18 protein-coding genes and 1 riboswitch are annotated in these 22,744 nt (G+C 34.6%); of the genes, 9 read left to right on the forward strand and 9 right to left on the reverse strand.

Annotated features, from left to right (window positions below; genetic code table 11):
- The first annotated feature begins 65 nt into the window (after positions 1-65).
- Complete coding sequence (gene ung / locus BXY64_RS15145) at positions 66-734, forward strand: uracil-DNA glycosylase (protein WP_120240828.1); 669 nt, start codon at positions 66-68, stop codon at positions 732-734.
- Here ung and BXY64_RS15150 read toward each other — a convergent pair whose 3' ends face one another.
- Complete coding sequence (locus tag BXY64_RS15150) at positions 735-1,136, reverse strand: DUF4783 domain-containing protein (protein ID WP_120240829.1); 402 nt, start codon at positions 1,134-1,136, stop codon at positions 735-737. It abuts the gene before it with no gap.
- Positions 1,137-1,340: 204 nt separating this feature from the next.
- On the opposite strand from BXY64_RS15150, the gene rlmH reads away from it, so the two are divergent.
- From rlmH to BXY64_RS15165, 3 genes are all read left to right on the forward strand, one after another.
- Entirely contained in the window at positions 1,341-1,814 is a 474-nt protein-coding gene (gene rlmH / locus BXY64_RS15155; RefSeq protein ID WP_120240830.1) for a 23S rRNA (pseudouridine(1915)-N(3))-methyltransferase RlmH, read from the forward strand.
- An 82-nt stretch (positions 1,815-1,896) separates the two neighbouring features.
- On the forward strand, positions 1,897-5,562 hold the full coding sequence (locus BXY64_RS15160; RefSeq protein WP_147376010.1) for a sensor histidine kinase: 3,666 nt from the start codon (positions 1,897-1,899) through the stop codon (positions 5,560-5,562).
- Positions 5,562-6,338: an MBL fold metallo-hydrolase gene (locus BXY64_RS15165; RefSeq protein ID WP_120240832.1), complete on the forward strand. Its 777-nt coding sequence runs from the start codon at positions 5,562-5,564 to the stop codon at positions 6,336-6,338. Before BXY64_RS15160 ends, BXY64_RS15165 begins: the two co-directional genes overlap by 1 nt.
- On the opposite strand, the gene BXY64_RS15170 is transcribed toward BXY64_RS15165, so the two are convergent.
- The 5 genes from BXY64_RS15170 to era form a co-directional block, all read right to left on the reverse strand.
- Entirely contained in the window at positions 6,339-6,932 is a 594-nt protein-coding gene (locus tag BXY64_RS15170; protein WP_120240833.1) for a response regulator transcription factor, read from the reverse strand. It lies immediately after the preceding gene.
- 9 nt (positions 6,933-6,941) lie between these two features.
- A complete protein-coding gene (locus BXY64_RS15175) occupies positions 6,942-7,670 on the reverse strand; it encodes a hemerythrin domain-containing protein (RefSeq protein WP_120240834.1) in 729 nt (242 codons plus the stop codon).
- 229 nt (positions 7,671-7,899) lie between these two features.
- Positions 7,900-9,159, reverse strand: a complete 1,260-nt coding sequence (locus BXY64_RS15180; protein ID WP_120240835.1) for a tetratricopeptide repeat protein — start codon at positions 9,157-9,159, stop codon at positions 7,900-7,902.
- A 130-nt stretch (positions 9,160-9,289) separates the two neighbouring features.
- Complete coding sequence (der, locus tag BXY64_RS15185; RefSeq protein WP_120240836.1) at positions 9,290-10,597, reverse strand: ribosome biogenesis GTPase Der; 1,308 nt, start codon at positions 10,595-10,597, stop codon at positions 9,290-9,292.
- Positions 10,598-10,674: 77 nt separating this feature from the next.
- Positions 10,675-11,556, reverse strand: coding sequence for a GTPase Era (gene era, locus BXY64_RS15190; RefSeq protein ID WP_120240837.1), 882 nt, complete (start codon positions 11,554-11,556; stop codon positions 10,675-10,677).
- A gap of 231 nt (positions 11,557-11,787) precedes the next feature.
- A riboswitch (FMN riboswitch) is annotated at positions 11,788-11,906 on the forward strand.
- Positions 11,907-12,021: 115 nt separating this feature from the next.
- Between era and ribD the strand changes: the two genes are divergently transcribed.
- The 4 genes from ribD to ribH are packed head-to-tail and all read left to right on the forward strand — an operon-like array spanning position 12,022 to position 15,573.
- The gene (gene ribD, locus BXY64_RS15195; protein WP_120240838.1) at positions 12,022-13,116 is read left to right on the forward strand and encodes a bifunctional diaminohydroxyphosphoribosylaminopyrimidine deaminase/5-amino-6-(5-phosphoribosylamino)uracil reductase RibD; all 1,095 of its coding nucleotides are present in this window, start codon (positions 12,022-12,024) and stop codon (positions 13,114-13,116) included.
- Positions 13,117-13,156: 40 nt separating this feature from the next.
- A complete protein-coding gene (locus BXY64_RS15200) occupies positions 13,157-13,813 on the forward strand; it encodes a riboflavin synthase (protein ID WP_120240839.1) in 657 nt (218 codons plus the stop codon).
- A gap of 24 nt (positions 13,814-13,837) precedes the next feature.
- On the forward strand, positions 13,838-15,085 hold the full coding sequence (locus BXY64_RS15205; RefSeq protein WP_120240840.1) for a bifunctional 3,4-dihydroxy-2-butanone-4-phosphate synthase/GTP cyclohydrolase II: 1,248 nt from the start codon (positions 13,838-13,840) through the stop codon (positions 15,083-15,085).
- Between the two features lie 26 nt (positions 15,086-15,111).
- Complete coding sequence (gene ribH, locus BXY64_RS15210) at positions 15,112-15,573, forward strand: 6,7-dimethyl-8-ribityllumazine synthase (protein WP_120240841.1); 462 nt, start codon at positions 15,112-15,114, stop codon at positions 15,571-15,573.
- Positions 15,574-15,707: 134 nt separating this feature from the next.
- Here the strand turns inward: ribH and BXY64_RS15215 are convergent, their stop codons facing one another.
- Together BXY64_RS15215 and BXY64_RS15220 are read right to left on the reverse strand one after the other, a co-directional pair.
- Positions 15,708-16,289 (reverse strand): thioredoxin family protein, encoded by a 582-nt coding sequence (locus BXY64_RS15215; protein WP_120240842.1) that lies wholly within the window; start codon positions 16,287-16,289, stop codon positions 15,708-15,710.
- A gap of 315 nt (positions 16,290-16,604) precedes the next feature.
- Positions 16,605-17,789, reverse strand: coding sequence for an exo-beta-N-acetylmuramidase NamZ family protein (locus BXY64_RS15220; protein WP_170150678.1), 1,185 nt, complete (start codon positions 17,787-17,789; stop codon positions 16,605-16,607).
- Between the two features lie 185 nt (positions 17,790-17,974).
- Between BXY64_RS15220 and BXY64_RS15225 the strand changes: the two genes are divergently transcribed.
- Entirely contained in the window at positions 17,975-19,216 is a 1,242-nt protein-coding gene (locus tag BXY64_RS15225) for an ABC transporter permease (RefSeq protein ID WP_120240843.1), read from the forward strand.
- A 1-nt stretch (position 19,217) separates the two neighbouring features.
- On the opposite strand, the gene BXY64_RS15230 is transcribed toward BXY64_RS15225, so the two are convergent.
- Positions 19,218-22,676: a PEP/pyruvate-binding domain-containing protein gene (locus BXY64_RS15230; RefSeq protein ID WP_245996679.1), complete on the reverse strand. Its 3,459-nt coding sequence runs from the start codon at positions 22,674-22,676 to the stop codon at positions 19,218-19,220.
- Between the last annotated feature and the right edge of the window lie 68 nt (positions 22,677-22,744).

A 22,744-nucleotide genomic window follows, 5' to 3' on the forward strand; every position in this document is an offset into this window, starting at 1 on the left:
TTTTTTATAATCTGATATATTGAAAAATTAAGCATTGATATTATCTTCGAAAGAAAATTATTCTCATGAATGTACAAATTGAAGAATCCTGGAAGGAAAAACTAAGTGGTGAATTTTCGAAAGAATATTTTCAACGCCTAGTTCATTTTGTAAAAACAGAATATCAAAGCAAAAAAATCTATCCGCCAGGAAAATTAATTTTTAATGCCTTTAACAAGTGTACATTTGATGATGTGAAATTGGTGATCATTGGACAAGATCCTTATCATGGCTTTGGACAGGCTAATGGCTTATGCTTTTCCGTGAATAATGGAGTTGCCTTCCCTCCTAGCCTGCAGAATATCTTTAAGGAAATTAATTCTGACCTAGGATTAAACATGCCAAAAAGCGGAAATCTTGAAAAGTGGAGTTCACAAGGTGTAATGCTATTAAATGCCACACTTACCGTTAGGGCTAACCAAGCAGGTTCGCATCAAAACAAAGGTTGGGAACAATTTACCGATGCAGTTATAAAATGCCTTTCGGAAGAAAAGGAAAATCTTGTTTTTCTATTGTGGGGATCATATGCTCAAAGAAAAGGAGAACAAATTAATCGATCGAAGCATTTGGTACTGAAATCGCCTCATCCATCACCTTATTCGGCTGATCGAGGATTTTTAGGAAACAAACACTTTAGTAAGGCCAATGCATATTTGGAGGAAAAAGGAAAGGCTCCAATCAATTGGAGCCTTTAGTTAATCTTTTTCTATATGGAGCTGGTGAATAATGAATTTTCCGTTTTGTTTTTTCGAAAGAAAGCTTAATCGGAAATTTCCCTTTTTAGTGATTAATTCTCCAGTTGCATATCTAGCACCGGTTTTACCTCCAGCATGCTTCTTTTTAAAATCTGTTGGTGGATAGTCTCTAAAAAACTTATCAAGAATCTGTTTTGCTTGAGATTTGCTATAACTGCCTTCTTTGTCTTGAATCGAAAGTTGGATTCTATCACTAAAATAATTGGACAAACTTGCACAATTTCCTTGCTTGAAAGCAAGTACTAAGTTTTTCGGCAAATCATTCTGAGTTTGCGAACTTACATTCGAAGCAGAAAACAGAACAAATAGAATTCCAACAAATATGTATTTAATAATTCTCATCTGAATAATTTTAATTCATTATCATTTACCTTTACACAAATTCTGTGCGAAAAACATATCGCAAGATAAAAAAAATCTAATCGAGAACCTGATATTGAGCAGATAATTGGTTTTGCCCTATCGATTAAAGGCACAGTATAGCATGGAATTGAAAGGATTTAGGTTTATATTTTTGGGAATACCATATTGTGAAAAAAGATACTTATGAAAGCAACTCTCTTGGTAATTGGAAAAACAGATAAAGACTTTGTTAAAAAAGGCATTGACGAATATCAAAAACGACTTGTGCATTACCTTCCGTTTGATTTTAAAATTATTCCCGATTTAAAGAACACAAAAAATCTTTCTGAAAATCAACAAAAACAAAAAGAAGGTGAATTAATTCTGGAAAAACTAAAGCCTACAGACACACTAATTTTATTAGATGAAAATGGCAAGGAGTTCTCATCAGTAGGATTTTCGAAGTTTATGGAACAGAAAATGATTAGTGGAACGCGAAATCTTGTTTTTGTAATTGGCGGGCCTTATGGTTTTTCTGAAGAGGTATACAAAAAAGCACAAGGAAAGGTTTCTTTATCGAAGATGACTTTCTCACATCAAATGATTCGCATGATTTTTATTGAACAACTTTATCGTGCTATGACCATTATAAAAGGAGAACCTTATCATCATGTTTGATGATTTAATTGAATTATGCTAATTTGTGAGAGGTTTAGCATGAAATTTGTTAGTCCAAACAGAAATTTCAAAACAGTCAGCATTGGAAAATAAACTTCTCAAATACATTCTAGGAATATCAGTACTGGTATTTTTCGGCATAGCAATCACTTCTGATTATCTCTTTAATCGTGAGGATAGTTTGCTACAATCGGCAAAAAGAATACAACATGTTTTTAGTGAAAAGGAACCTTCCCTAAAAAAAGATTTAAATGAGTTACGCAATGCCATTGTAAATAAAAATGGTGGATTAAGTGAATACAATAATTTCACGGAATTTGAACATGACCTAAAAAAAGATGGTTTTGTTTTACTAGCATTTAAAGAAGACAGTTTAGGATTTTGGAGTGATAACTCATTTATAATTCCTAAAGTAGAAAGCCTTAAAGAATCGAATGGGAGTGTTAAAAGATTTGAGAATGGCTGGTACTATATTCAAAGACAACAATTAGATAGCATCGATTTGTATGGCTTACTTCTAATTAAAAAGATATATCCGTACCAGAATAAGTATTTAAAGAACCATTTCGATCGAGAGTTTGATATACCCGTTGAGTTTGAAATATCATTAGACAAAGAAAAGGGTGTTCCGATTTTTGATAAAGATGACAACTTTCTATTTTCATTACAACACAGGGATTATGGCTACAGTGCACCAAAAGCTCAACACCGTATTGGAGCCTTTTATGGCATTTTTATTCTTCTGCTTTTAATCCTAATTAGCATTCTAATACTTGAGATTAGAAATGTACGAATTGGCTTAAGTGCACTCTTTATTTGGGGAATATCATTATTATGCTTTCGATATTTAATGATACAATACTCATTTCCATCTGTCTTTTCCAATTTGGAAATATTCTCACCAACACTATATGCACGATCATTCTTCTTCCCTTCATTGGGAGATTTTTTGCTGAATGTTCTATTCCTTTACCTTTTCATTTACACCTACTCATCTTACGGATGTAAATATCATATTCTTAAAGGAGTATCAAAAACAGGAGCAAGCATACTATTTGTTTTGTATCTAATGTTGTATTGGACTTTTTTTTACTCAATCCAAGGATTAGTAAGCAGTTTGGTACTAGACTCTAGTTTCAGTCTACAGATGTTTGTTTTCCAAGATTATGGAATTTATGTATTTGTTGGGTTTCTGATTTTGCTATTGTTAATGTATTCTTTAGGGCACTTTGCTTACCTTATTGCAGCCTTATCAAGATCTAGATGGAATTTGTGGAAATATTTGATTTATGTATTTACAGTTTCCATTCCAGCCATTGTATATCTTTTCCTTTATTCATTCGAACCTCAAAGCTATCTCTTTTTAATCTTACCATTAATCATTCTATTACTTGTAGGATTTGCAAGCTATAAAGCTGCCAAAGGAAGCTACTACTCATTAATGATTGTATTACTACTATTGGTAGCCATAGCTGTAACCGGAATAATAAATGTGCTCTCAGAAAAGAAAGAAGCTCAAAATAGATTGGTAACGGCAATGAATCTTTCTACAGAATACGATCCTACTTCTGAAAATTTGTTGGTTCACTTGCAAAAAGATCTCAATTCAGATAAGAAGTTAAAACAAATGTGTCAACATCCATTTAGAAATGAAGTACGCATAATGGATCACATTCAAGATCGATACTTTTCCGGATATTGGGATCAGTATTATCACCAGATCACAATTTGTAACGAATCTGATGATTTAAGTATTGAACCAGACAATGATGTCAGAAATTGTTTTGAGTTCTTCGAAGAGATGATTCTTCAGTCAGGAGAAGAAATTCCTAATACAAAGTTCTATTATCTGAATGATTTCGACGGAATGATTTCCTATCTGGGGAAACTTGAATTTAAAACCAAAAGAATGGGTTTGGTTCGAGTTTTTATTCGTCTTGATTCCAAACTTGGCAATGAAGGAATTGGATATCCAGATTTATTACTCGATGAAAAAGTTACTTTAAAACAAAGAGGAAATGAATATTCTTATGGGAAATATAGTGATGGTAAATTGATTGCTTCCTCAGGGAAATTCAATTATTACATGAGTGAAAAGGTATTTGGAATCAACAAAGAGAAATCATTCCATGTAAAACTTGACGATTACGATCATCTCGTTTATCGATTTGATAACAATACTGTTGTGGTAAGTTATCCTATTGTTAGCTGGTACAACAGAGTTATAACCGTTCCTTACATTTTTGTATTTCTTTATTTGTTTGGCATGTTTATATGGCTTTTAAGCCGATTCCCCTGGAAATTTAAATTCAACATGAGCTTTAAGTTTAGAATACAATACTCAATTGTAGGATTGCTAATGCTATTTTTTTTACTGTTGGGTGGAGGTACTGTTTATTATACAATTGAAAGATCGGAAGAACTTAATAATAGAAAATTAGAAGAGAAATTACAATTGGTAAAACAAGAAGTAATTTCGAGCTTAGGCGAAAATATAAATGTAAACTTTTTAACAGATCGCTTGCGAAGACTTTCCAGTCTAATTTATGCTGATATTCACTTGTATGATTTATCAGGAGAACTAATCACCTCATCGCGTCGCGAAATATTTGAAAAGAAGCTTCAGTATAAGAAGATGAACTTTGCAGCCTACTACCAATTGTTTTTTAAAGAAAAAACAAGCTTTATTCACAAGGAAGAAATTGGTAAAATGTCTTATTTATCGGCTTACGAAACCATAGTCGATGAAAACAATAAGGTTATTGCATTTGTAAACCTTCCTTATTTTACCAAAAGTCAGGAGTTGGAAAAAGAAATGTTCAACCTCATTTTAACAGGAGTTAACTTACATGTATTCATGATCTTGTTGGCCATATTCCTTTCCGTTTTTATTTCCAACAAGATTACATATCCATTAAGAATTATTCAGAACAGGTTAAAAGCCACTCGATTTGGTTCATACGGCGAAAAAATTGAATATTCAAAAGATGATGAGATTGGAAGTCTGATTAATGAATATAACCAGATGCTAGTTGAGCTTTCAGATAGTGCAGAAAAGTTGGCTCGCTCAGAAAGAGAATCCGCATGGAGAGAAATGGCTCGTCAAATAGCTCACGAAATTAAAAATCCTTTAACTCCAATGAAGCTAAGCATTCAGTTTTTGCAAAAACTTTTCGAGGATAAATCTGAAAATAGAGAAGAGCATTTGCAACAAGTAAGCAAGACGTTAATCGAGCAGATTAATGCTTTGTCTTCAATAGCCACAGCCTTCTCAAATTTTGCAAAAATGCCAACCGCAAATAATGAAGCACTGAATCTTGTTGATATATTAAATCATGTTGTTTCCTTGTTCAGAAATGATGAACTGGATTTAAAACTTCAGCTAAATGGAATTGAAACAGCCAATGTATTTGTTGATAAAGAGCAGTTTATTCGAGTATTTGTGAATTTAATAAACAATGCCATTCAATCCATTCCTGAAAATAGAGATGGACAAGTAATTGTTGAGCTGGAAGAAGAAAAAGAATACTTTAAAGCTTGTGTAATTGACAATGGAAACGGAATTAGCAATGACATAAAGGAAAGACTTTTCTATCCTAATTTCACTACCAAATCGGGTGGAATGGGATTAGGTTTGGCCATCGTTAAAAACATCGTTAAAAACGCAAAAGGTGAAATTTGGGTAGATTCGGAACAAGGAGTCGGTTCATGCTTTAACCTTAGAATTCCTAAAAGAAAAGATGAATAATGAAGCTGAAAATACTATTAGATAATACAGCAGCAGAAGGTTTTGAATCGGTTCATGGATTTTCTGTACTTGTCGAATCCGATAAAAAAATTTTATTCGATGCAGGTCCAAACAAGTTATTTGCAAAGAATGCCAGAAAGTTAGATGAAGATTTTTCTGATATCGATTCTGTAATTCTAAGTCATGGTCATTGGGATCATGGAGATGGTTTAAAGTATTTATCAGGTAAAGAGCTGATTTTACACCCTGATTGTTTTATTGCCAGGCATCGAAAACGCAACAACACCCACGTAGGTTTATCTATGAACAAAGAGGAGCTTTTGAAGAACTTTAAAATAACGGAAAGCAAAAAGCCTTTGTGGATTTCTGAAAATATGGTGTTCTTGGGAGAAATCCCAAGGGTTAATGATTTTGAATCGAAAGAAAGTCCTTTTCTTTTACCCGATGGATCTCCCGATTTTGTTCCTGATGATTCAGCAATTGCAATAATCAGCAGCAAAGGATTAATTGTGATTAGTGGTTGTGCTCACTCAGGCATTTGTAATACGGTTGAATACGCTAAAAAAGTTAGTAAAATAGATACTGTTTATGCAGTAATTGGCGGTTTTCATTTGAAGGAAATAGACGAACTTACCATTAAAACAATTGAATATCTAAAAGCTGAAAACATTAAAATTCTTGGGCCAACTCATTGCACAAGTTTCAAAGTTCGCGATGAATTTGCAAAAAGCTTCAACTTGTTGGAATTGGCAGCGGGTGCAGTTATAGAGCTATAATTACTTTACCTCATCCATGTTAATCAAATTGTTCAGAATTGCATATACCGTTAAGCCAGAAACAGATTTGATTCCAAGTTTTTGCGTTATGTTTTTACGATGGGTAACTACGGTATGTATGCTAATAAACAACTGATCTGCAATCTCTTTATTGGTTAATCCCAAGGCAATGTGCTTCAATATATTTTGTTCTCTCGAACTTAAAGTTTCATTCGACTTATTAATTCGTTTTTTTTCTGTCTTCTGATTCACTATCTCCTCAATAATTTCGAGAATTTTAGATTGATTATCCTTATAATGAATAAAAGCATCAGCATTATATGTGTCTTCAATTGACTTGTCTTCCGATATCAATACCAAACTCATTTTGTTGGCAGCAACAAAAGGCTTTTTCAAATCTTCATAATCGGAATCAAACATATTCGGATTGGCAATTAAAATATCAGGCTTTAATCGATTCACAATATCGCATAGCTCCGCTTTATTCGAAACAGACTGAAGAATTTCAACATTCCCAAGCTTTTGAATTACTGAGCTAAGTCCTTTTCGAATCAAACAAGTGCTTTCTGCAATTAGTATAGAAATTCTAGGCATAAACGAACATTAAAACAGGTTCTTAATTGATTTTTCCATTAAAATGATTTTCGGAATTAAAACCTTATCCTCAATTCTGGAATGATAATTCAAATCTTCCTCTAGCCTAAATAAGTCTTGAATAATACTATGATATAGGTTGGTATTGGCAGGCGGAGCAACATATTTAATCATGATGGTTCGCAAATCCATAAGTTTTTCCTCAACATCATCGTGCTCTTCCTCATATTCCTCAATCGAAAATGACTCAAAAACCTTTTTATTCTTATCAGTAAATTGTTCTGATTTTATTATCTCATCTACGGCCAATACATATGGGAACACAACATCTTCCTCACGCATAATGTGTTCTGTAAGCTCCGATTTGTATCCTTCGAAAAAATTTCTAATCAGGGCAATATACTTTTTGTCCTCATTACCTTCCAATTCCAGGCTTTTAATTTTTTGCTCAATATCGGTTACTGTATTATTCAAATAACTGGCATGAGTCATTTTAAGATAAGCTATAATTTCACGTACCGGAATACTTTGTAGTTCTTCTTTGGGAAAATAATCCTGATCATGATAAGCATTTACCAGCTGAAGAAAAAAATTCAAATCAACTTCATTCTCTTCACAAACCTGATCAACTGTTTTATCTCCAAATCCCAATTCAATTCCAAAACGATGAATAACAGGTATAAGCATGTAATTCATTTGAATCACATCTGCCATTTTCATACTTTTCTTTATATGCATACTCGTATTTTAATTCAATCTAAATTAGTAATTTTTTGGAGATCTAATAAGACATGAAAGAAAAAAGCAATCGAAAACCGAAACCAAATGAGTAAAAACACTAAAAAGAAATATTATGGCAAAAGATTTCTCGAATTCATCTGGCCTCAGTTCCGGGAGCTCGTTTTTAAGTCATTACAAACTTAGTTTGCTTAACTTGCGTTCGCAATACCAACAATTAGGTATTCTTTTACTTTTCGAAATGTATTTTCTCCTTAATGTGCAGGATTCTTGATTTTGCATACTCGTAACGCTCACCTCCAATATCATCTGTTTCTCTAATGTATTGCGAATAATATTTCAGTGCTTTCTTTTTATTATCGCCAAATTCCTCGTAAGTAGTAGCAATTTCGTATAACACTTCTGGATTGGAATTATCCAGTTCAAAGTGTTTTTTATATTCAATTACTGCTTTTTGAAATTCACGAGTCGCATTATATGCTTTTGCCAAATACAAATGTATTGATGATTTAATTGCAGGTGTAATATAAACCAAAGAGTTATTCAAATACTCTATCCCTTTTTTGTTATCATTTAAACGAGAGTGACAGACACCAAGATAAAAATTAAGCATTGGATCTTTTTCAAAAGTTTCACCACAAGCTAAAAATGATTTAATAGCATTTTCATATTGCCTGGTTTGCATATAACAAACTCCCAACTGTTTGTATCCACTAAGGTTTAGTTTTTTTCTCGTCTCAAGATCTTTGTAAATGTTTAAAGCATTCTCGTACCATTCCAAACCAACCAAACACTGGGCTTTCTTTTTCTGTATCAGATGATTGTTAGGATAAGTTTCAAGCCCTTTATTACAAAAATCCAAAGCTTGTTCGTAGCCTTGCATTTCATAAAATTTCTGAATCACATGAAGAATAACCGATAAGTCTTTTGGATTAAGTTCATATGCCTTTAAATATGATGCCAATGCACCAATAAAATTCTGCATTTTTCCTTTCAAGTTGGCAGCTTGTTTGTGCAAATATGGGTTTAAAGAATCACGCACAATTAATTTCTCATAAATATCTAATCCCTTACGGTAATTGCTAAGGTTAGCATATGTTTTTGCCAACAATAAACTACCTTGATAATGCATTGAATCAACGGCTTGAAGTTTTAATAGTTGTTTTTGAGATTCAGGATAATTTCCCGATGAATAAAGGCAATTGCTGTAATTAAATATTGTGGCTGTTGAATTGGGATGTAACCTGTGTGCTTTCTGATAATTCTCGATTGCGGGAACATACTGATTTAGGCTTTGATATGCTTTCCCCAAACGAAAATACAGCTTACTATTTGTACTATCCTTTGCAATCATTTGCTTAAGAATTGGAATAGCACTTTCATATTCTCCATTAAAAAGCAATTGGTCTACCTTATTGGTACGTTGCGAGAATGCATTGGGGATAAAGAAAATACTTGTAAGTATTAGGGTAAAAATAAATTGTTTCATTGGGTTGTAATTTTATAATTATCATATAAATATAACTAAATCATTAGTTTAAAAAAATAATTATAAAATTTAGATCAAAAAAAACCGATTCAGAAATTCTGAATCGGTTGATATGATTGCTTTGTAGCAATTATTTTTTTCTCATAAAAATCTGAATCGGAACCCCTGTAAATGTCCAGTTTTTACGAATCTGGTTTTCAAGGTACCTTTTGTAAGGATCTTTAATGTACTGTGGCAAGTTACAATAGAATGCAAAAGTTGGAGCCAAAGTAGGCAATTGAGTTACATACTTAATCTTAATGAATTTACCCTTTACCGAAGGTGGAGTAAACGCAGCAATGGCATCCTGCATTACCTTATTTAATTCGGAAGTTTGAATCTTACGTACTCTATTTTCATATACTTCCAATGCAGATTCCAACACATTTAATAATCGTTGCTTGGAAAGTGCAGATGTAAAGATAATTGGCACATCATTAAAAGGAGCAATTTTATTTCTGATTTCTTGCTCGAACTCTTTCATGGTGTTGGTTTCTTTCTCAATCAAATCCCACTTATTCACCATGATCACAACACCCTTTCTGTTTTTGATAATCAAATCAAAAATACTCAGATCCTGAGCTTCTACACCACGTGTTGCATCAAGAATCAGAACACAAACATCTGCAGTTTCAATAGTTCTAATCGAACGCATTACCGAATAGAATTCCAAGTCCTCATTCACCTTTGGTTTTTTACGAACTCCGGCAGTATCTACCATCATAAAGTCGTGCCCAAATTTTTGGAATCTTGTATGAATTGAATCTCTGGTTGTACCAGCAACATCGGTAACAATATTTCTTTCGATACCAATTAAAGCATTTACTGTTGATGATTTTCCTACATTAGGACGACCAACAAATGCAAGTCTTGGTAATTCGTTGTCTTCTTCTTCTGGCTTTTCTTCAAAATCACCCACAACAGCATCAAGCAAATCTCCGGTTCCCGAACCATTCACCGATGAAATTGGATAAACAACATCGCCAATTCCCACTGAGTAAAACTCATTTGCCGCAAAAATTAAATCGCTGTTATCTGCCTTATTGGCTACCAGATAAACCTTTTTTGTAGTTCTGCGAAGAATTCGCGCAACAGCCTCATCCAAGTCTGTCAATCCGTGCTGAACATCCAACACAAATAAAATGGCATCGGCCTCATCAATAGCCAGCATTACCTGCTTGCGGATTTCTTCATCAAAAACATCTTCCGAGTTAAATGAATATCCACCTGTATCAATTACCGAAAACTCTTTTCCATTCCAATCCGCTTTTCCGTAATTACGATCGCGGGTTACTCCGGCAGTTTCATTTACAATCGCTTTTCGGCTTCCTATTAATCGATTAAAAAGTGTAGATTTTCCAACATTTGGACGACCTACTATTGCAACTATATTACTCATTGTTAATTATGAATTATAAGTTAAGAATAATGAATTTTACAAGATGCATAAATCATCATTCATAATTTATCATTAATTTATTGGTTGTACCCGAATCCTTTTAATTTATTCTCTTTATTTCTCCAGTCTTTGGCAACTTTAACGTAAATCTTTAAAAATACTTTCTTACCAAAGAATGCTTCCATGTCTTTTCTGGCTTCGGTTCCAACTTTTTTAAGTGCTTTACCTTGATGACCGATGATGATCCCTTTTTGTGACATTCTTTCAACATTAATCACCGCCATAATGTTGATAATCTTAGGCTCATCTTTAAACTCTTCTACTTCAACTTCCACAGCATAAGGAATTTCCTTATCGTAGTTCATTAATACTTTTTCTCTGATGATTTCATTCACAAAGAAACGGGCTGGCAAATCAGTCATTTCATCCTTAGCAAAGTAAGGAGGTCCTTCAGGCAATAGCTCTAAAATTCTATCAAATAAATTAGAGACATTAAAATTCTCTTTTGCCGACATAGGGAAAATTTCTGCTTTTGGCAGCTTTTCTTTCCACATGTCCATCATCTCAACAAGTTTATCCTGAGTTGTCAAGTCAATTTTATTCAAAATCAGGATTACCGGAGTGTCAGTGTTCTGAACCTTTTTTAAAAAATCTTCATTCTTGTCAATGGTTTCAACCACATCGGTAACATATAAAATAATGTCAGCATCAACCAATGCAGATGTTGAAAACTTCATCATCGATTCCTGAAGTTTGTAATTCGGTTTCAATACTCCCGGAGTATCAGAATATACAATTTGAAAATCTTCACCATTTACAATTCCCTTAATTCTGTGGCGGGTAGTTTGCGATTTCGATGTGATAATCGAAATGCGTTCACCAACCAAATTGTTCATTAAGGTTGATTTTCCAACGTTCGGATTTCCAATGATATTTACAAAACCTGACTTATGAGGCATACTTACTCCAATTTAGTGATTTAAAAATTTTTGCAAATATAGAACAATTAATGCCATTTACGAAAATGTCTAACAATCATTAAGCTTGATACTTGTATTTTTTTTAGATTAAAAATCTATAATGAACTGTTAATATTGTTTAAAGCATATCAGCTTCATTTGTTTTTAAAACTTAAAGATCTATATTTGTAGCAGAAACAGTGCTTAAAAACTCTGTTTCAACATATTTTATTGTTTCTTCAGGGCAGGGTGAAATTCCCGACCGGCGGTGATAGTCCGCGAATCTGTAAAAGGATTGAACTGGTGAGATTCCAGTACCGACAGTACAGTCTGGATGGGAGAAGAAAAAACAATTGATCGATTTGATTAATTCATGTCATTGGAAAAATTGATTCCAGTTGGCAGACCGTATAATAAATGCCCTGAATAGTAATTTACTGTTCAGGGCTTTTTGTTTTTAAATATATGAGCAAGAAATACGAATACATGCACAAAGCTTACGAGCTTGCTAAGAAAGGAGTTGGAAAAGTAAGTCCAAATCCTCTGGTTGGTGCTGTAATTGTAAAAGAAGATAAAATAATTGGGGAAGGCTATCATGAATTTTATGGTGGTCCTCATGCCGAGGTAAATGCTTTCCGTTCGGCCAAAGAATCGGTTGAAGGAGCTACGATGTATGTAACGCTAGAACCTTGTTCTCATTACGGAAAAACGCCTCCTTGTGCCGAAGCCATTGTGAAAAATAAAATTGGAAAAGTAATTATCGGCATGCTTGATCCCAACCCTTTGGTTGCTGGTCGTGGTGTAAAAATTTTAGAAGAAAATGGCATTAAAGTTGATTTCGGCTATTTGTGCGAGGAGTTGACCGAAATGAATAAAACCTTTCTAAAATTTATACAGTCGAAAACTCCATACGTGGTAATGAAAACTGCCATGACACTGGATGGGAAAATTGCCAGTAAAACAGGTGATTCGCGTTGGGTTTCGAACAAAAAATCGAGAGCTAAGGTTCATGAATTAAGAAACGAATTGGCAGGAATCATGGTTGGTGTTGATACCGTAATTGCTGATGACCCCATGCTTACCACCAGACTAGAGAATGGGAATGGTCAAAATCCGGTTCGAATTGTTGTAGATAGCAAAGCAAGAATTCCCTTGGATTCTAAGATTTTAAATACTCCGGAACAAGCAAAAACAATTTTGGCAGTTACAGAAGAAGCTGATCTCAATAAAATCAAGCAAATTGAAGCTAAAGGAAATCAAGTTCTAAAAGTGGTTGCTTTAAATGATAGAATCGATTTAAATAGTTTGATGCTAAAGCTCGGAGAACAAAACATTGATGGAGTATTATTGGAAGGTGGAGCTACCTTGAACTTTTCGGCATTACAATCAGGTGTTGTTGATGAAGTAATTTCCTTTGTCGCACCTAAAATAATTGGGGGTAATGCTAAAAGTCCGGTAGGAGGAGAAGGCATTGAATTGATGAAGGATGCCATAGAATTAGAAGATATTAAGTTACAACAATTGGGAAATGACCTAATGTTGTCAGGAAAAATAAAGTAGAGACGTTGCATGAAACGACTGTACAACCCAAAATAGAAAAATGTTTACAGGACTAATAGAAGAAATAGGACAAATTAAAGCCATCGAGCGAGGAGCAAAATCTATTCGTTTGAGCATTTCTGCCAATAAAATTATGGATGATGTAAAATTGGGCGATAGCATCGCAACCAATGGAATTTGTCTAACGGTAATAAGTTTCGACTCTGCCGGTTTTACAGCTGATGTTATGCCGGAAACCATGAACAGAACCAGTTTTGGTACACTTGGTACAGGTAGCAAGGTGAACTTGGAAAGAGCTGTTCGTGTTGGCGATCGATTGGGTGGACACATGGTAAGTGGTCATGTGGATGGCTTAGGAGAAATTGTAGGGCAAGAAAAAGATGACAATGCCATTTGGGTGAGTATTGCTGCACCAAAAAACATCCTGAAATATGTAATTGAAAAAGGCTCAATTGCTATTGATGGTATTAGCTTGACAGTAGCCTATGTGGATGAGAAGATATTTAAAGTATCAATCATTCCTTTAACTCAATACGATACAACTTTAACATCTAAAAAAGCTGGTGAGAAAGTCAATTTGGAATGCGACATGACAGCTAAATATATAGAGAAATTCATGTTCCACAGAGAGGAAGAAGAAAAATCGGAGAAATCGGATATTTCAATGGATTTTTTAAAAGAAAACGGATTTGCATAAACAAGACAACAAACAAGATAAGTAATGGAATTTCATACTATTGAAGAGGCGATTGAAGACATCAGACAAGGTAAGATGATTGTAGTGGTGGATGATGAAGATCGCGAGAATGAAGGTGATTTATTAATGGCTGCCGAAATGGTAACCCCTGAGGCAATTAATTTTATGGCTCGTCAGGCCGGAGGATTAATTTGTATGCCAATAGTAAAAGAGCGTTTGGACGAATTGGATATCGATATGATGGTGTACAACAATACCGATGCCAAGCAAACTGCTTTTACTGTTAGTATAGATGCAGCTGATTGTACAACCGGAATTTCTGCTCATGAACGTGCTCATACCATTAAAAGAGTATTGGAAAATGATGCTAAACCAGAAGACTTTACTCGTCCGGGACACATTTTCCCATTGGTAGCTCGTAAAAATGGTGTATTGGTTCGTGCTGGTCATACCGAAGCAGCTGTAGATTTGGCTCGTATGGCAGGTTTGTATCCTGCAGGTGTGATTTGTGAAATCATGAACGAAGATGGTACAATGGCTCGTGTTCCTCAATTGAAGGAATATATCGAAAAGCACGACCTGAAAATGATCACCATTGCTGATTTAATAGAATATCGTCGCCAGACAGAAACCATGATTGAAAAGGTGACCGAAACTGCTATGCCAACACAGCATGGAGAATTCAGAGCTCATGGTTATGTGAATAAAATTACCGGCGAACATCATGTTGCCTTGGTAAAAGGGAATGTTGATACCGATGAGCCTATTCTTACACGTGTTCATTCTGAATGTTTAACTGGAGATGCTTTTGGTTCGCTTCGTTGCGATTGTGGAGAGCAATTACAGGAAGCACTAAAAAGAATTGAAAAAGCTGGCCGTGGTGTATTGTTGTACATGCGTCAAGAAGGTCGTGGAATTGGTTTGATCAACAAGCTTCGTGCCTACCAATTACAAGATATGGGAATGGATACTGTTGAAGCAAACCTTGCTCTTGGCTTTAAAGCTGACTTGCGTGATTATGGTATTGGAGCTGCAATTCTTGCCGATTTGGGAGTTAAGAATTTAAAACTAATGACCAACAATCCACTAAAAGTAGCAGGCTTAAAAGGTTACGGCATCAAGATTGTTGATCGTGAAGAAATTGAAATGACACATCATGAAAAAAATGAATTTTACATGATGACCAAAATGAAAAAAATGGGTCACATGTTACATCAGGATGTGAAGTGGAATCTTCAAAACGATGATAAGAAAGTAAAAGGAATTGAATAAAAAATAATCGAAAAATAGATAATAAAATGAATACAATTGAAGGTAAATTAGTTGCTGAAGGTCTTAAGTTTGGTATCGTAACAGGTCGTTTTAACGAGTTTATTGGAAGCAAATTGTTAGGTGGTGCATTGGATGCAATCAAGCGTCATGGTGCATCAGAAGATGATGTTGATGTTGCTTGGGTTCCAGGTGCATTCGAAATTCCATTGATTGCAAAGCGCATGGTAAAAAGTGGAAAGTATGATGCTGTAATCTGTTTAGGTGCAGTAATTAAAGGTTCTACGCCTCACTTCGACTATGTTTCAAACGAAGTAACTAAAGGTGTAGCACATGTATCATTAGATTCAGAAGTTCCTGTAATTTTCGGTGTTTTAACTGTTGATACAATTGAACAAGCTATTGAACGTGCGGGTACAAAAGCAGGTAACAAAGGTTACGAAGCTGCAGTTTCTGGTATTGAAATGGCTAACTTATTAAAGCAATTGTAATATACCATTTATACTAAAAGATTATATCTTGGTATAATTCTACATTACAGATAAAAAATACTTCATACCAAAAAGTATAAAAGCAAAGAGGCTATCTTTAAAAGATAGCCTCTTTTGTATAAAGTGTATTTTCTTCACACCAAATCACATGCATCTGCAGGCATCCAGTGTTTATCTTTCCCATCCCATTTTACATTGCAACCAATTGGATTGGTCACTGGAGTTGAAATTGTCTTTCCATCCAAATACTCAATAATTGCTCTTTCCAAATCACGTACAGTAACTTTCGAAGTATCCTTCGGATTATCAACAGCTCTTCCCGTATAGATCAACTCCCTCTTCTCATTAAACAAATAAAAGTGTGGTGTCCTTAAAGCACCATAACTAACGGCTATCTCTTGAGTTTCATCATGCAAATAAACCCAAGGAAAATCATTCTCTTCCATTCGGGTAACCATGTGGTCATAGTCATCTTCTTCGTATGTATTGGGAGAATTGGAATTAATTCCAACAAATTCAACTCCATGCGGTATATACTTGTCTGCAATGGCTCTGGTATCCTCATCCGATCCAACAACATAAGGGCAATGATTACAAGTAAAGAAAACCACCAGCAATTTCGATGACTTAAAATCGTTTAACTTATATCGAATACCATCAGTTGCAATCAAATTAAATGCGGGAGCTTTATCTCCAATTTGTAAGGTAAATGCCATTTCTTTCTAGTTTAAAGTTGTTACTCCTTTAAATTTACCGATTATTTTGATAAGTTCTAAATTATCAAGACTGATTTTTAGCATTAACCTTCCATTAATTTAACATTATCTCCTCCCAATTTCTCCTTTAATATTAACACTCATTTAGTAGTAGTTTTAGATACATAAGAGCTGCATTTTTTATACTTGCTATAATAATCATACTATCTCAAGCCTCATAAATTTTAAATAAAAAATCCCTGGAAACAGGTCGTCGGGTTTGTCAATTAAGTCGATACTACTTTCCTTTCGTCACCGGCGATTCTGTTTCTGATTTTACTCCCAATCAGGATAAATCAGATACTTTTTACGGATATTTTTATAAGCTTTCAGATCTTCTTGCCAGCTTTCTCTAATGTCTTCCTCACTCATTCCCTTTTCTATTTGCAGTTTCAACTGATTGGTTCCCGCCAAGTTTCTAAAGAAAGTATTAAAGAATTTTTTATTAGCCTGAAGTTGTTGGTAAGCCTTGATTAGAAAAGACAAATCAAGCGCTTTTCTGTTTCTAAAATCTACCAAATTGTACCTACTCAGATCATATCCATAACATACTTTGCCTTTAAATTTGGGATATTTACTTGCCCCAGGAATACTTCGAGGCGTATAAGAATAACCGTCATTTTTCATATTCGGATGTCCAAAACATTGGAATGGATAATCAGTTCCTCGTCCTGCACTTACCGTGGTACCTTCGAAAAAACACAAAGATGGATACAAGGCAACCGAAAGGGCATTGGGCAAATTGGGCGATGGTTTAACTGGTAAATCGTAAATTTGATTTCGATTCCAATTTCTACAATGGATCACTGTAAGATCACACTTTACACTTCCCTTTAACCAAGCTTCACCATTAATCATTTTTGCATACTCTCCAATAGTTAATCCATAAACAACAGGTACCGGATGCATCCCAACGAATGAAGCGTATTTTTTTTCTAAAAGTGGTCCATCCACGTAATGAGCATTAGGGTTTGGTCGATCTAAAACGATAAGTGGTATATTTTGCTCGGCACATATTTCCATCACATAATGCAATGTTGAAATGTAGGTGTAAAACCGAACCCCCACATCCTGAATATCAAACACCATTACATCAATGCCTTGTACTTCTTCTTTGCTTGGTTTAAAATGTTTGCCATACAGAGAAACTATGGAAATGCCAGTTTTTACATCTTTGCTGTTTTTAATTTTCTCTCCAGCATCGGCAACACCTCGAAATCCATGTTCAGGACTAAATATTCTTTGAATTTTAATGTTTTTTGCAAACAGAAAATCAACTAAATGCTGATTCCCAACCAAAGAGGATTGATTGCCCACAAACCCAACCGATTTGCCTTGAAGCAATGGCAGATAATCCTGAGTATTCTCAGCACCCGGTAATATTTTTAATTCATTCTGTTGTGCACAGGATGTACTCACAATAAACAAGCACATCAAAATTGTATATAAATAAACTCTCATGATATGATTCTTTTCAATTTTAAACAAGATGTAACGATTATGAATTTCGATATTTTCAATTCGAGTTGTAAAATATAAAATTCACCAAACACCCAAAAACATTCGAAATCAATTGCAAATAAAAATAAATTTTAATCATATGAAATTACTACTTTTGTGTTAATCTTAACAAAAAGAATATCAATTTGAATCTGGAATTATTTATAGCTAAAAAAATTACTACGGGTGAAAAAGGCGAAAAGAAAATGTCGCGCCCGATTATTAAAATTGCCAAACTTAGCATTGCGCTTGGCATTAGTGTTATGATTTTAGCTGTAGCCATTGTAACTGGCTTTAAATCTGAAATTACCAACAAAGTAACTGGTTTTGGTTCACACATTCAGATTACCAACTACGATAATAATTCTTCTTTTGAAACCCAACCAATTGATAAAAGCATTATCGATACGAATCTGATAAAGCAGATTCATGGGATTCGACACATACAAGCTTTTGCAACAAAACCAGGTATTCTAAAAACAAAATCAGAGATTCAAGGTATTGTATTAAATGGCATTGGAAAAGATTACGACTGGAGCTTTTTCAGTAAAAACTTGGTTGAAGGTGAAATATTCAAACTAGAAGAAAAGAGCAGTAATCAAATTCTAATCTCAGAAAAATTATCGAAGCTACTGCAAGTTAAAATTGGCGATAAAATATCAGTTTACTTTATCCAACAACCTCCTCGCGAAAGACGCTTTGTTATTTCAGGTATCTACAATACCGGAATGGAAGAGTTCGACAAACTGTTCTTGGTTTGCGATATGCGTCATATCCAAAAACTAAACGACTGGGAAGAAAATCAAGTTAGTGGATATGAAATTTTCATCGATGATTTTGATGAAATATCAGAGCTTACTTACCTGGTAAAACAAAGTACCGCAAGTTCTTTCACAAAAGAGGGAGGCAGTGTAAAAGTTCGAAATATTCTTAGAAAATATCCTCAAATTTTCAGTTGGCTCGATATGCTGGATCTTAATGTTTGGATTATCCTATCACTAATGATTCTGGTAGCAGGTATCAATATGGTTTCTGGATTACTGATCATCATTCTGGAAAAAACCAATATGATTGGGATTTTAAAAGCACTGGGAACAAAAAATTGGTCAATACGAAAAGTATTCCTTTACCAATCAAGCATGATAATTGGCAAAGGAATGTTATGGGGTAATGTTATTGGTATAGGCTTGTGTCTTTTGCAATATTATTTTGAGATCATCCCGTTAGATCCTACCAACTATTACGTTGATACCGTACCGGTTAATCTAAAACTTAGTCATTTACTTTTATTAAATGTTGGAAGTTTAATTGCTACAGTTGCCATGTTGCTAATTCCATCCTATTTAATTACAAAAATTAGTCCGGCTAAAGCCATTAAATTCGATTAAACTATTTCTGCCAACTGGCAACTGCCAATCTCTTTTTACCATCCATTTTAATACTTAATGGCTTGGCAAAACGTACATGCTTAACCGCACCATATTCAGCTATCAAATCCTGTTTTCCGAGCAGTTCATAATCCACAAATGAAGTTTCGGAATGATGATGAACAGAACAATAGCCAATATTCATTGATGTTACATTGTGAAAAAAGTGCGAGCCTGATGAAGCCTCCAATGGGTAATCTGCAAAGCTGGTTTCTACAATCAGTTTTGCATTTGATATATCGTTCCATTTCACAGGAATTCCAATCCATTTGTCTCTTGTTCCCCATCTTCCCGGACCAACCAGCACATAGTTCTTATTTTGCAATCGCATTTTCTCATTCACCGAAGAAATAATTGATGCAATTTCAGGAGTCATTTCCTTTTTAAATAATTCAGGAGCCACATAAATTACATCGCATACCGTATCAATCAGACCATTTCCCATACTCATTTCAGAAAGTAACATCAATCTGTTTCGATCAACCTCTTCCAAATCAACATTATAATCATCAACATTTCCGATTAAAGGTTTTATTTGAAGTAAATAAAAAGATGCCTTTCCCTTTTTATCTTTGGTCAAATCAACCGCAAATTCAATTTCTATTGGCGATCCCATTGCCTCTTTCACAATATCCAAAACCAATTCTATTGTCTTTGCCAATGGAATGTAGTCGTACTTCAGAATATTGGCAAAATTTACAATTCGCGGTCCATAAGCATCTAGTCCTGGACTAATGGTATCATTAACCGAATTGTAAACCGATGCACAATGGGTAAGATTACCGTGTTCTTCCGCATCATCAATTTCCAGTCGAATTAAACCTGCTGTTTCTCCCTCCAATAAATCCACATCTTTCTTCTTCAGGTCAACTGCATAAAATTCAACCTGCGAATTTTTGAACTGATCTTTAGGCGAATTGTTTTCGATAGTTGGAAAAACTGGAGAAAACCTGCAGGCCTTTTCTCCATCCACTACATATTTTCCCAAACCTACAGCAATTACAGCATAGCCTTCTTCAGGCTTCATGTGTCCGTAAGGATAATAATTGTAGGATTGGGCTACGCCTGAAATATGTGGATAGAAAGTATCTTCATAACGATTGCCAACTACTTCCTGAATAACAACAGCCATCTTCTCCTCTTCAAGTTTGTAATTTAAAGCCTGAACATTAGCACGTGATTCCTCAGAAAAAATAGAAGCATAAACCAGTTTTATGGCATCAGTAACTTGTTTTACCCTTTCATTCAAATCAGGATGATTGTTAGGAACCAAATAGGTTTGAAAAACTCCTGCCACAGGCTGCAATAAAGAATCTTCAAACAATCCAGAAGAACGAATGGCCAATGGTTGATCAAAATTCATCAACATGATCCTGATTTTTTGCACCAGTCTTAATGTAAGATCCGAAGCCAAGAACAAACGCTGCACTTCCTTGTAATCGGGCAAATCTTTGGTTCTATCCAATAAATTATTTCTATCGATAAACGATTCATATTCGTCAACACCAATAACTGCAGTCATTGGAGCTTTAATATTGATATCTTTAATGTATCGGCTCAAGTCAAGATTAAACAACATTGAATTGATAAAAGCCAAACCTCTTCCCTTTCCTCCCAAAGAACCTGTTGAAAGGGTCACGATATTATTGGCATTAAGCACTTGATCGGAATTGAACTCAACCACTTTACCTTTGTTCTTCTCATTCCTATAATTCTGAATCACATTAATCAGGTAGTCGCGCACATCTTCGGCCGATTTAAAATCACCTATATTGTAGGGAGCAATCATTTTTGCAACACGTATCTCACCTCGCGCCATCAACCAAAGTGAGAAATGATTTTTATTGGCATGATAAACCAAAGACTCTGCAGGAATATGATACAAGTACTCTTCAAATTCCCTTAAAGATTTTGCCGTAGCAATTTCATTACCATCAGCGTCTTTGTATACAAAATCGCCAAAACCCAGAAACTGTCGGATAAACAAGCGAATATCATGACGCAATGTTTCTGAATTTTTGTTGATAAAACTACACTTTAAATTAAATGCATGAGCTGCATTGGTAACATCCGAAGATTGTAGGATTACAGGTAAATTTGGATATTCATCCTTAATTTCTTTCACCAATTGTATTCCGGCATCTTCTTCGAATACTCCTTCTTTTGGAAATTTCACATCCGAAATTAAGCACAATAGAAAATCTTTAAACTTGTAATAAATATTCATGGCCTCTTCGTAATTCGAAGCCAGCAAGATTTTCGGACGAGCTCTCAAGCGAAGAATCTTGTATTGAGCATCGGTACTTACATCATCAATAATTCTTTGGGTTTGCGCCAATACACTCTGATATAGCATTGGCATATAACGTGAATAGTATTTGGCAGAATCTTCCACCAGAAGTATTACTCGAGAAAGCCCTATTTTCGTATCATTATCAACATTTACCTTGTCTTCCAGCGATTTGATCATTGCAAAAAACACTTGCGATTCTCCGTTCCAAACAAAAATTTTATCCACCGTTTTTAGCTCGGTTCGCTGTTCTTCAAAAAGAGCAATATCCGCATCGTTGTTCAGCAGGAGGAAAATTGAGATGTATGGAAATTCACTTTTAATCTTTTCACTGTATTCTATTGGAGTTTTTTTATCGACACCAACCATCAGAATGATCATATCAAAGTGCTTGCTGTGCAACTGCTCCATGGTTTCCTCCAAGGTAGAAACTCCTGTTACACGAGGCATTGAAGTCAAATTCAACTGCTGATACTCACCTGAAATCTGCTCTGCAAAACGCCCTTCTCTCTCAATACAATAGGCATCGTACAAATTTGCAACCAGCAAAATCTCCTTCACCTTAAATGGCATTAAATCGTGATAAATATCCCGATCAGCATTATTCTTGTTTAGAAAATTTTGAAGCAGTTTTCTATTGGTAACAGGTACGTAAGGTCCAATAATTTCCTTTTTTGCTTCGCTCTTATATTTTGCTTGTGTTAAAAGTTGCTTTCCTGTTTCACTATTTATGTACCCAACAATAATGCTCGCAAGATTCTCAACCAAATGTCTTTCTTCCTTTAAGAAAGGCCCTTCATCCAAACTTGGAAACTTTTTTACATAGCAAATCTCTATTCTTCCACTTTTATTGTCAATGGTCATGAATTCCTGAGTCATGGTCCATTGCGATAATCGAAAGCCAGAACTCAAATACTCTTGTCCATCGAAAATGATTCGTGCCACTGTAAACTCAGGATATTGCCATGCTTTAGGTAGTATAAAACAGATTTGTTGCAGGGTATCTTCAATAGATTTTCCTTCCTTTATTATTCCTGTAGTTTGATTTATTGCGGCTAATTCTTTTAGTCTTTCAATATTCTCCGCTATAATCCTGTTAATTCCTTGATTTTTATCGGATTCTGTGTTCATAGGTTTAGGGCTTACGTAGATACAATAAAAATTAAGTGCCAAAATTCAATATTTAAGCACTAATAATG

Source organism: Marinifilum flexuosum (assembly GCF_003610555.1).
GTDB classification, from domain to species: domain Bacteria; phylum Bacteroidota; class Bacteroidia; order Bacteroidales; family Marinifilaceae; genus Marinifilum; species Marinifilum flexuosum.

What these genes read in the sequence shown, in the direction of transcription:
- der (WP_120240836.1), bottom strand. Translation starts at nt 10,597, where the DNA reads ATGAGTAATATAGTTGCAATAGTAGGTCGTCCAAATGTTGGAAAATCT.
- BXY64_RS15150 (WP_120240829.1), bottom strand. Translation starts at nt 1,136, where the DNA reads ATGAGAATTATTAAATACATATTTGTTGGAATTCTATTTGTTCTGTTT.
- BXY64_RS15230 (WP_245996679.1), bottom strand. Translation starts at nt 22,676, where the DNA reads ATGAACACAGAATCCGATAAAAATCAAGGAATTAACAGGATTATAGCG.
- BXY64_RS15175 (WP_120240834.1), bottom strand. Translation starts at nt 7,670, where the DNA reads ATGCATATAAAGAAAAGTATGAAAATGGCAGATGTGATTCAAATGAAT.
- BXY64_RS15215 (WP_120240842.1), bottom strand. Translation starts at nt 16,289, where the DNA reads ATGGCATTTACCTTACAAATTGGAGATAAAGCTCCCGCATTTAATTTG.
- BXY64_RS15200 (WP_120240839.1), top strand. Translation starts at nt 13,157, where the DNA reads ATGTTTACAGGACTAATAGAAGAAATAGGACAAATTAAAGCCATCGAG.
- era (WP_120240837.1), bottom strand. Translation starts at nt 11,556, where the DNA reads ATGCCTCATAAGTCAGGTTTTGTAAATATCATTGGAAATCCGAACGTT.
- ribH (WP_120240841.1), top strand. Translation starts at nt 15,112, where the DNA reads ATGAATACAATTGAAGGTAAATTAGTTGCTGAAGGTCTTAAGTTTGGT.
- ribD (WP_120240838.1), top strand. Translation starts at nt 12,022, where the DNA reads ATGAGCAAGAAATACGAATACATGCACAAAGCTTACGAGCTTGCTAAG.
- BXY64_RS15165 (WP_120240832.1), top strand. Translation starts at nt 5,562, where the DNA reads ATGAAGCTGAAAATACTATTAGATAATACAGCAGCAGAAGGTTTTGAA.
- BXY64_RS15205 (WP_120240840.1), top strand. Translation starts at nt 13,838, where the DNA reads ATGGAATTTCATACTATTGAAGAGGCGATTGAAGACATCAGACAAGGT.
- BXY64_RS15170 (WP_120240833.1), bottom strand. Translation starts at nt 6,932, where the DNA reads ATGCCTAGAATTTCTATACTAATTGCAGAAAGCACTTGTTTGATTCGA.
- ung (WP_120240828.1), top strand. Translation starts at nt 66, where the DNA reads ATGAATGTACAAATTGAAGAATCCTGGAAGGAAAAACTAAGTGGTGAA.
- BXY64_RS15180 (WP_120240835.1), bottom strand. Translation starts at nt 9,159, where the DNA reads ATGAAACAATTTATTTTTACCCTAATACTTACAAGTATTTTCTTTATC.
- rlmH (WP_120240830.1), top strand. Translation starts at nt 1,341, where the DNA reads ATGAAAGCAACTCTCTTGGTAATTGGAAAAACAGATAAAGACTTTGTT.
- BXY64_RS15220 (WP_170150678.1), bottom strand. Translation starts at nt 17,789, where the DNA reads ATGAGAGTTTATTTATATACAATTTTGATGTGCTTGTTTATTGTGAGT.